The sequence below is a fragment of the Serratia sp. JUb9 genome (genome assembly GCF_014298095.1).
Classification (GTDB): domain Bacteria; phylum Pseudomonadota; class Gammaproteobacteria; order Enterobacterales; family Enterobacteriaceae; genus Serratia_B; species Serratia_B rhizosphaerae.
The window spans coordinates 2803520-2814019 of record NZ_CP060416.1 but is presented as its reverse complement, the minus strand read 5'-3'; the positions used below and the strand labels follow the sequence as shown (position 1 = coordinate 2814019).

Here is a 10500-nt window from a genome sequence, read left to right as displayed (position 1 = left end):
GCCGGCGGCCAGCGCGGCTGCCGGTCTGTAATAACGATAAAGTTTATTGTGAGACATTATGGCTAAACCCTCTTTTTTGCTTGATTTCAGTTTACTGAGAACCAATGCGCACTTCCGGGCGATTTTCTGCGCCCGCATGCTGTCGGTCTTTTCACTGGGAATGTTGGCGGTCGGCGTGCCGATTCAGATCCAGGCGATGACCGGCTCGACGCTGCAGGTCGGGGTGGCGGTGGCGCTGGACGGCGTCGGCATGTTTATCGGCCTGATGCTGGGCGGCGTGCTGGCCGATCGCTTCGACCGGCGTAAGCTGATTCTGTTTGCGCGCGGCACCTGCGGCTTGGGCTTTGTGGCGCTGAGTCTGAACGCCTTCGCCCCGGCGCCGTCGCTGTGGGCGCTGTATCTGCTGGCCGCCTGGGACGGCTTTTTCGGCGCGCTGGGCATGACCGCGCTGATGGCGGTGATCCCGCTGTTGGTGGGGCGGGAGAATCTGGCCTCCGCCGGGGCGCTCAGCATGATTACCGTGCGTCTGGGGGCGATTCTGGCGCCGGCGCTGGGGGGCGTGATTATCGTCGCCGGCGGCGTGGGGGCGGCGTTCGCCGTGGCGGCGGCCGGCACCCTGGGCACGCTGATCCCGCTGACGCGCCTGCCGACGCTGCGGCCGCAGGCGCAGGAGCCGGAACATCCGCTGCGGGCGCTGGCCAGCGGCGTGCAGTTTGTCTGGCGGCACAAAGTGGTGGGCTCGGTGGTGCTGCTGGGGATGCTGATGAGCATCGTCGGCGCGGTGCGTATTCTGTTTCCGGCGCTGGCGCAGGATACCTATCGGGTGGGCACCTCGGCCATCGGCCTGATGTATTCGGCGGTGCCGCTGGGCGCGATGCTGGGCGCCTTTACCAGCGGCTGGGTGCCGCGCTTCCGGCGGCCGGGCGCGCTGATGCTGAGCGCTGCGATCTGCGCCTTTGCCGCCATCGCCTCGCTGGGAGTGTTCAGCAGTCTGCTGCCGGCGCTGATCGCGCTGGTGTGTTACGGCTATGCCAACGCCATCGCCTCGCTGCTGCAGTTTATGCTGATTCAGAGCAATACGCCGGACCACCTGCTGGGGCGGGTGAACAGCCTCGGCACCGCGCAGGACGTGACCGGTGATTCGCTAGGGGCGCTGGGGCTGGGGGTGGTCGGCCGGGTGCTGACGCCGTTGCTCAGCGTGCTCACCTTTGGCGGCGCGGCGGCGCTGATCGGCCTGCTGCTGGCGTGCAGCGTGCGTACGCTGCGCCACTGTGTGCTGCCTGCGTCGCCGCAGGAAGAGGAGCCGGCGGACGGGGAGCCGGTGACGGCCGACTCCCGCTCTTGACGTGCGGAACGGCGGTTACGACTCCGCGTTGGCGAACTGCCGTTCCAGATAGTCCAGCAGGTTGTTGGCGCTGTAATAATCCAGCCGAAACGTATCCAGCCCCATGGCGTAAACCCGCTGCTGGCGCACCGCCGGCAGCTGCGACAGGAACGGGTTGCCGGTAAACTTCTTCACCGTCCGCCCGTCGGCGGAAAACAGCAGTATGGTGGCGCCGCTGACCGCGCGCGCCATTTTTTCCCCGCTGAGCTGAATAATATCGTTGCGTTTACCCTGCGTGTGGTTGCCGCTGATGTCCGGCGGCAGCGGCGCGAGGGTAAAGCCCAGCTCCTGCAGCAGCTGACCCTGCGCCGACGCCGGCGTCCAGATATTCATCCCGCGACCGTCCTCGTAATACACCAGCGCCGAGGTAGGCTGCGGCGGCAGGGCGATACGCTGCTTCAGCGCCGCCACCCGCTGCTCGAAGCGCGTGACGGCGGCCTGCGCATCCGCCTCATGGCCGGTTATTTCCCCCAGTTGCTGAGTCAGACCTTGCCAGCTGATATTGCCGTAATCAATCACCACCGTCGGGGCGATGCTCGACAGCTGTTCGTACAGCTTCAGCGCGGAATCGCCGCCGGTGGCGGACATCACGATTAAATCCGGCGTTTCGGCGGCGATCGCTTCGGCATTGGGCTCGCTGATATACAGCGGCTTCAGCCGGCGCGCCTGCGCGGCCTGGCTCCACTGGGTGAAAAAGCCCTGAGCGTCGGCCACCGTCGAGTTGCGTGCGGTGGCGCCGGAGCCGACCAGCGGAGCGTTAATCGCCAGCAGCGAACCGGTCAGCGTTACGCTGGTGGAGACGATGCGCTGCGGCGGTTGCTGCAGCACCACGTCGCCCCGTGGCGTATGCAGGGTGCGCGGCCAGCCGGCGTCCGCGGCGCGGCCTGGCGGGCTGGCGAGCAGCAGTAGAAAAGTCAGTAGGGTGGAAAACAGCGGAAATAAACGCGAGGGCTGCACGGCCGGTCACTCCTTGATATCGAGGCGGAAAAATAAATCACGTCAGGGTGGCTGGTTGCTGGGCAATGGCTAGCTGACTAATGGTTTTTTGCAATATGTTTTTACATCAACAATACAAATAATTATAGTTCTCATTCGTATTACTTCGCGAGGGCGTTTGTGCTATCGCGTCAATTAATATGCCTCAGGGAAAGACATCAACACCGGAATCGCCGTTTTTGCGGATGATTCAGCACGGACACAGGGAATATCGGCGGAACGGCGCGGCGGCAATCACGCCGGCGTATTCCGCTCACTGACAATAATAAAACCCCGAAGGATAAAATAATGATTATGGCTAAACGCCGTGGCCGTCTCCTGACCTCTGGCGGCCGGATGATGCCGGCGCTGTCAGGGATTGCCGTTCTGGTCGCCGCCGCGCTGCACCTGCCGGATGCCGCCGCGCAGGAGACGGAGCAGGAGGACAACATCCTGGTGGAGGCCGCAGCAGGCGACGATGAGGCGGCGCAGCAGGATTACAGCGTGCCGATCACCCGGGCGGGCACCAAGATGAACCTGACCGCGCGCGATATCCCGCAGTCGGTCAGCGTTATCGGCCAGCCGCGCATGCAGGACCAGCAGATGCAGACGCTGGGGGACGTGCTGAAAAATACCACCGGAGTGACGGAGAAAGTGGCCGACTTTGACCGCAGCACCTTCTATTCGCGCGGCTTCCTGATCGATAACTACATGGTGGATGATATCCCCACGGTGTTTGAGGAGCGCTGGAATCTGGGGGATTCCGCGTCGGATACCGCGCTGTATGAGCGGATCGAGGTGGTGCGCGGCGCAACCGGCCTGATGACCGGCGCGGGCAACCCGTCCGCCGCGGTGAATATGGTGCGCAAGCACGCGGACAGCCGGGAGTTTACCGGCAATGTGTCCGCCAGCTACGGCAGCTGGAACAAGCAGCGCTATGTGCTCGATCTTTCCGCGCCGCTGACCGCATCGGGCAATGTGCGCGGGCGCATGGTGGCCGGCTATCAGGATAACGACAGCTATATCGACCGCTACAGCACCAACAAGAAGTTTATTTACGGCGTGGTGGATGCCGATCTGACCGACAGCACCACGCTGTCGGCGGGCTACGAGTATCAGGAAACCAACGCCGACAATCCGCCCTGGGGCGGCGTGCCGCGCTGGTATCGCGACGGCGGCAAAACCGACTATTCACGCTCGTTCAATACCGCGCCGGACTGGGCCTACAACGACAAGCAGTCGCGCAAACTGTTCGCCACGCTGAAGCAGCGCTTCGACAACGGCTGGCAGTTCACCCTGAACGGCACCCACACCGAAACCAAGCTCGACAGCAAGATGCTGTATATCGACGGCTTTTTTGACCGCGACAGCGGTATCGGCGTCAGTTCCTATCCGAACTACCCGGTGGTCGGCGGCACCGGCTACAACACCGGCACGCGCAAGGTGCATGCCATCGACGCCTTCGCCAGCGGGCCGTATCAGCTGTTCGGCCGCCAGCACCAGCTGATGGCCGGGGTCAGCTACAGCCGGCAGACCAACCGCTACCTGAACGCTTTCGCCAACCTGTCGCCCGACGACGTCGGCAACTTTAATCACTGGAACAGCCAGTTCCCGGAAAGCGACTGGGGCGAGATGAGCGTGGCGCAGCAGGACACCATCCATCAAAAATCGGCCTACGCCGCGACGCGTTTCTCGCTGGCCGACTCGCTGCACCTGATTGCCGGCGCGCGCTATACCCAGTGGAGCACCAGCACGCTGACGCAGAACATGGAGAAGAACAACGTTACCCCGTACGCCGGGCTGGTGTACGACATTAACGACAGCTGGTCCGCCTATGCCAGCTACACCTCCGTGTTCAAGCCGCAAACTTACCGCGACAGCAGCGGCAGCTATCTGTCGCCGGTCACCGGTAAAAACTACGAGGCCGGTGTGAAAAGCGACTGGCTGAGCAGCCGTCTTACCACCTCGCTGGCGATCTTCCGCATCGAGCAGGACAACGTGGCGCAGAGCACCGGCCACGTGATCCCCGGCACCGCCGAAACCGCTTACTCCCCGGCGCAGGGCACCGTCAGTAAAGGCATCGAGTTTGAAGTGAACGGGGCGGTGACCGACAACCTGCAGATGACCTTCGGCGCGACCCGCTATGTGGCGGAGGACAGCAAGGGTGAGGCGGTCAATCCGATGTTGCCGCGCACCAGCGTGAAGCTGTTTGCCGCCTATAACCCGCCGGCGCTGCGCGAGCTGACCGTTGGCGGCGGGGTGAACTGGCAGACGCACACCTGGCAGGACGTTGCCGGCCCGGAGGGCAACGGCACCCTGCACGCCGAGCAGGGCAGTTATGCGCTGGTCAACCTGTTCGGTCGCTATCAGCTGACCAAACAGCTGTCGCTGCAGGCCAACCTGAACAACCTGTTTGATAAACGCTACGACACCAGTGTGAGTCAGTACGTGGTCTACGGCGCGCCGCGTAACGTGTCCGTGACCGCCAACTACCGTTTTTAATTTTTATGCTGAAAAAGAGGTTTGCGATGAATAAGAAAAAATCTGCGCTGATGTTGTTGGTGGGGTTGGCGTTGGCCGGTTGCAGCGCCCAGCAGGGCGGCGGCGCATCCGCGACGGCGACAGGCACGCCGGCCGCGGCGGTCACGCAGAGCGCTCAGCTGCAAAAGAACGCGCTGGGGGACGGGCTGTATGAAATGGCCCTCACGCCGGACGGCCGGGCGCTGTATGTCGCCAGCGCGCAGGGTTTTAAGGACGTGCAGGGCGGAGCGATCTATAAGCTGGATCCCGCCACGCTGAAGGTGCTGGGGATCACCCATACCGATCTGAAAAACTTCGGCGTGGCGATGGATCCGCAGGGCAAGACGCTGTACGTCACCAACTCGCTTGACGGCGGCGTCAGCGCGCTGGATATCGCCAGCGGCAAGATTACCGGCCGTCTGCTGTTCAGCGAGCGCAATGAGAAAGGCTTCCCGTATGGCGCGCGGGAAATTCTCTGGCATGACGGCCAGCTGTTTATCGGCGGCGTGGCGGATCCCGGTGTGATCTGGGTGGTGGATGCCAAAACGCTGAAGCTGAAAAAACGCATTAATAACGCTGGGAAATGGGTCACCGGTTTGCACTATTCCGCGCAGACCCAACGTCTGTATGCCGCCAACGGCGGCGGTGAAATTCTGGTGATCAACCCGCGCAGCTACGCGATTGAGCAACGCTGGCAGCCGCTGGGTGAGAAGCCGGCGCTGCTGCTGAATCTGGCGGAAGATAAGCAAGGCGGTCGCCTGTTCGTCACCGATAATTCCAAAGCCAAAACCACGCTGGTGCTGGATATCCGCAGCGGCAAGCTAATCAAGCAGCTGGACAACGGCGATTCGCTGGCGGTCAAGTATAACCCGCAGCGCCAGGAGCTGTACCTGACCCAGCGCGAATCGGGCAAATTGCTGATCCTGGATGCGCACAGCTATGCGACCAAGCGCAGCGTCAGCCTGCCGCCGCACCCGAACAGCCTGCTGCTGTCCGCTGACGGACAAACCCTGTACGTCACGGTGAAGCAGGCGTTCAACAAGGACGGCTCGACCCAGGGGCCGGACAGCATTGTGCGGGTGCCGCTGAATCAATAACGCTTATAAAAAATAATTGCAGAACCTGTTAGGCCATATGTGAGGTAAGAACGGGGGATAAAGAAAGTTTTTCTATAAATATGTCATTTTCACTTCTGACGGGCGCAATAAGATGCGCCCGTTTTTTAAGCAATCATCATGGGTAATTACTTGGATGCATCCTGCAGGGCTTGCTTCATAAAGGCGACTGAACTTTCGAGAGCCTGTACCGCTTCTGGCTGCAGCGTTGAGAAGAAATGCCAAGCGTGGAACATACCCGGCCAGACTTCCAGATTTACACGAACGCGGTTATCACCCAGATGCGTTGCCAGACGCATCGCGTCGCTCAGCATAAGTTCGTTTTCGCCAATTTGAACGAGCACTGGCGGTAGACCCGTCACATCGGCAAATACCGGTGATGCCATTGGATGGTTAGGCAACGCATCACCCAGGAAGGTGCGCGCCAGAAAATCCAAACCTGCTTTTGTGTTTAAGGGATCGAGACCTTCCCTATTGGTCATGGATACACCCGTATGTTCAAGATTGGCCCATGGTGAGATAGAGACACCAGCGGCCGGAAGCGGGAGACCCTTGTTACGTGCGGCAACCATGACGGTAACAACCATCGCTCCACCCGCAGACTCGCCTGCCAGCACGATTTTACTGGCATCAAAGCCTTGTTCAATCAACCACTCATAGGCACGAACCGTATCGGTAACTGGCGTAGGGAAAGGATACTCCGGAGCCAGTCGGTAGTCCGGCATGTAGACCCTTGCGCCCAGCATATTGGCGTAGTTGCCGCCAATACCGTGATAGCCAGCTGGTTCACCGACAATATAGGCCCCGCCGTGGATGTACATAACGATAGCATCGGTTTCAAGGATGTCGGGCGTAACCAAAGTGCCTGGTACGCCCCCCATATCAACCTCATTAAAGCTCACTCCGGCAGGTGCAGGATTTTTAGCCAGCATACGGGTGTAGGCGTTACGGACCTCACTCATCGGCGTTACGGTATCCTGACCTGTAAGGATTGGCCCCAGACCGGCCAGACTGTCTGACCATTCTTTTACAGCTTGTTTGGTTTGTTGATTCATCATCAGTGCTCCTGTGTATATTTGCGTTTAAATTTGACAGGAGCCTATGATATACAAACATTTGGGGAATATGGTTCCCATATCAGGGGGCGTTAATGCCCGTATTTGAAGAGAGAAATAATGCATGGAGATCAATAGTATTGGTGATATTGCAGCATTCGTCGCTGCGGTAAAAGCGGGGAGTTACACCCATGCGGCGAGTTCCCTTGGGCTTACACGTTCTGCTATTGGCAAAAGTATTGTCAGGCTTGAAACACGTCTTGGTGTTCGTCTTCTTAACCGTACTACGCGGCGTCTGAGTCTTACTGATGAAGGGAGGATAATGTTTGATCGTTGTCGTCAGATACTCGAAGACCTCGAGGAGGTCGATGCCACCATGGCCATGCGCAGAGTTAAGCCAACGGGGACTCTCCGGCTTAGCGCGCCGCTCTCTTTTGGACAGCGACATATTCTTCCCGTTCTGGATGCTTATCTAAAGAAATGGCCAGAACTTCGCGCGGAGGTGTCTTTTAGCGACAGGTTTGTGGACCTTATTGAAGAAGGTTTTGATATTGCCATTCGCATAGGTGAACCGCGCGATGATTCGCGCATTCTGACCCGAACGATAGCGTTGCAGCATATTGTCACATGCGCATCACCTGAGTACTTGTCCTCTCGAGGTATTCCAAAGACACCTGCGGATTTAATCGACCATGACACTATCTTTCTTCTTAGTGCAGAGAAAAGACGTAGCTGGCGGTTTGCCACCCCGGAAGGGGCATTTGTGTATGAAGGACCCGGGCGACTTAACCTCGACAGTTCTGAAGCCATGCGTGCATCGGCTATTGCCGGGTTTGGAATAGTCCACTTACCAACCTATTTGCTCGGTGAGGATTTGCGTAGCGGAAGATTGATACCCGTTCTTGAGGAATATCCTATTCCACCGGAACCTATTCGGGTGATTTATCCCAGTAAGCGGCATTTATCACCGCGGATTCGCTCTTTTATTGACCTGCTTATTGAAAGCTGGGAGCAGGGAGCGCCTTGGGAATAAGGCAGGCGTATCCCAAGCTCTGTTGTTCAGAATGTTTTTCAGGCCTAACGTCCGCTCCTCGCTCACAGCGGACCTTCAGCTCCGTTAGCTTGCCCGCTTACGGCTGCCTGGTGCCGAAGCGCGAAGCACTACAGGTCGGAAGCAGGGGTATACTTGGGTCACTTTGCTCTTGTCTGTCTCGTGGATCGGTTCTGAAGGATATAGGTTAGAATTCACGTAGTGGGATCAACGATTAATTTCTTGCTGGCATAAGCGTTCGGATGCTGCGGTAGGTTAATCTGAATGATAAACGGCTCGGTTCGGTCGGTAGATGAGGGTGCTCCGGTAGTGATATGCGTTCTAACATAATTGAATATATTAGTATTTTTATACAGGTCGTTGAGCAGGGCAGCTTCACCAAAGCTGCTGATATTCTGCAGCTGCACCGCCCCGCAGTGAGTAAAGCGATACAGCAGCTCGAGGACGAACTTGGCGTAAAACTCATACATCGTACCACCCGCAAGCTGAGTATTACGGCGAAAGGGGACGAGTTTTATCAGCATGCCAAACACGTTCTGGCTGAAGTCGATGGCATGATGGCCAACTTTTCATCAACCTTACCACCGCGTGGGCGGCTCAAGCTTGATGTTCCGCTGGCGCTGGCCCATACCATCCTTATTCCCCACCTGACGCAGTTCAAGTCGTTATATCCCGATATTGACGTGGTGCTGGTTTCATCGGATAAAAAAAACGATCTGATCGCCGAAGGCGTGGACTGTGTGGTACGCCTGGGGGAACTGCAGGATTCAAGCTTTATCTCCAGACGTCTCGGGGATATCAGGATGGCCACCTGCGCCGCTCCCTCCTATTTGCAGCGGTATGGGAGGCCGGCAACACTGGCAGAACTGGAACAGCACCGGGCAGTTAACTTCTTCAGCGAACACAGTCGTGACGTGATGGAGTGGAAGTTTATCGAGAATGGAGAGGTGGTCTCACTGCGCCCTGCCAGCAGCATGCTGGTCGATAATTCCGATATTCTGTTGTCCTGCGCCCTGGCCGGTCTGGGGATTATCCAGGCCTCCAGTGATGCCCTTGCCCCGCATATTGCTTCCGGTAAGCTTGAAGAAATCCTGGCGCAGTATCCCTCCGTTGCCAAACCCGTGTCGGTGATGTATCCGGACCGGCGCTATCTTTCCCCTCAGGTGCGCGTCTTTATCGACTGGTTCAGCGAGGTTTTTGCCAGCAGATCGGCAGAAACCGACAGATTGTTACTGAATGAATAACACTGAAGTTCCTCAGCGGCTATTTTTACCCGGGTGACAACCACGTAGATTGTTCGCAGATTAATCGAGTACACCTTTCACGCTATCTATAAGGTATACCGCTAACTGACGAGGTCTATATATGTCTAAAGTTGTCACGTTTAACCGCACCGGCGGTCCGGAAGTTCTTGAGGTTGTTGATGTAGAGGTGCCGGCGCCTGCCGCAGGGGAAGTCCAAATCCGCGTACATGCAATTGGCCTCAATCGTGCTGAAATTATGTACCGAAATGGTCAGTATGTGATTGCCCCCGAATTCCCGGCACGTCTGGGTTATGAAGCGGCTGGCGTGGTTGAGGTTGTCGGTGAGAATGTCGAAGGGTTCGCCAAAGGGGATGTGGTCAGCGTGATCCCTTCATTCATGTTTAACGAATATGGTATGTACGGTGAGCGTGTTAACGCGCCGCTACACGCGGTGGTGAAACATCCTGGCAATTTGTCTTTCGAAGAAGCGGCCGCAAGCTGGATGATGTTCGTCACGGCTTATGGCGCACTGGTTGAATACGGTAACCTGCAGGCCGGGCAGAATGTTATTATCCGCGCAGCATCAAGCAGCGTTGGCCTGGCAGCTATTCAGATCGCGAACATGTTGGGCGCCAAACCTGTTGCCCTGACCCGAACCAGCGAAAAACGCGACATGCTTCTGCAAGCAGGGGCGGCCGCTGTGATCGCGACTGCGGAGCAGGATATGGTCGCTGAAATCAACCGGGCGACACATGGCGAAGGTGTGCACATTGTTTTTGATCCTGTTGGTGGCCCGGACGTGGCAAAGTTGACTCAAATCATGGCACCACAAGGTATGTACTTCCAGTACGGTGCGCTCGACAGCCGTGACATGCTGGTGCCTGTATTCGATATTCTCGGTAAACATCTCACGCTACGCGGCTATGAGCTGTTCGAAATCACCACCGACGCGGAAAAAATGGAGCGAGCGAAAACCTTCGTTTCAGAAGGTTTGCGTTCTGGCAAACTGAAACCGGTCATCGATAAAACCTTCAGGCTTGAAGATATCGCAGATGCGCATCGCTATATGGAAGCAAACGGTCAGGTCGGTAAAATAATCGTGACCGTGGGATAAAACCGCTCTCCCACGCTTTATAAGCGCAATTGCAGGGGCGCG

8 protein-coding genes are annotated in these 10500 nt (G+C 57.9%); 6 read left to right on the top strand and 2 right to left on the bottom strand.

Annotated features, from left to right (window positions below):
- Positions 1–58 precede the first annotated feature (58 nt).
- On the top strand, positions 59–1345 hold the full coding sequence (entS, locus tag HF675_RS13315; RefSeq protein WP_187043174.1) for an enterobactin transporter EntS: 1287 nt from the start codon (positions 59–61) through the stop codon (positions 1343–1345).
- Positions 1346–1360: 15 nt separating this feature from the next.
- Here the strand turns inward: entS and fepB are convergent, their stop codons facing one another.
- Entirely contained in the window at positions 1361–2341 is a 981-nt protein-coding gene (gene fepB, locus HF675_RS13310) for a Fe2+-enterobactin ABC transporter substrate-binding protein (protein ID WP_187043173.1), read from the bottom strand.
- A gap of 327 nt (positions 2342–2668) precedes the next feature.
- On the opposite strand from fepB, the gene fhuE reads away from it, so the two are divergent.
- Both fhuE and HF675_RS13300 read left to right on the top strand, forming a co-directional pair.
- A complete protein-coding gene (gene fhuE / locus HF675_RS13305; RefSeq protein WP_187043172.1) occupies positions 2669–4861 on the top strand; it encodes a ferric-rhodotorulic acid/ferric-coprogen receptor FhuE in 2193 nt (730 codons plus the stop codon).
- A gap of 26 nt (positions 4862–4887) precedes the next feature.
- Entirely contained in the window at positions 4888–5976 is a 1089-nt protein-coding gene (locus tag HF675_RS13300; RefSeq protein WP_187043171.1) for a YncE family protein, read from the top strand.
- Between the two features lie 146 nt (positions 5977–6122).
- Here the strand turns inward: HF675_RS13300 and HF675_RS13295 are convergent, their stop codons facing one another.
- Entirely contained in the window at positions 6123–7052 is a 930-nt protein-coding gene (locus HF675_RS13295; RefSeq protein WP_187043170.1) for an alpha/beta hydrolase, read from the bottom strand.
- A gap of 121 nt (positions 7053–7173) precedes the next feature.
- Here HF675_RS13295 and HF675_RS13290 point away from each other — a divergent pair, with 121 nt between their 5' ends.
- The 3 genes from HF675_RS13290 to HF675_RS13280 all read left to right on the top strand — a co-directional run bounded on the left by HF675_RS13290 (position 7174) and on the right by HF675_RS13280 (position 10458).
- Complete coding sequence (locus HF675_RS13290; RefSeq protein WP_105230935.1) at positions 7174–8082, top strand: LysR family transcriptional regulator; 909 nt, start codon at positions 7174–7176, stop codon at positions 8080–8082.
- A gap of 332 nt (positions 8083–8414) precedes the next feature.
- Positions 8415–9344 (top strand): LysR family transcriptional regulator, encoded by a 930-nt coding sequence (locus tag HF675_RS13285; protein ID WP_187043169.1) that lies wholly within the window; start codon positions 8415–8417, stop codon positions 9342–9344.
- Between the two features lie 121 nt (positions 9345–9465).
- Complete coding sequence (locus HF675_RS13280) at positions 9466–10458, top strand: zinc-dependent alcohol dehydrogenase family protein (RefSeq protein ID WP_187043168.1); 993 nt, start codon at positions 9466–9468, stop codon at positions 10456–10458.
- The last annotated feature ends 42 nt before the right edge of the window (positions 10459–10500 follow it).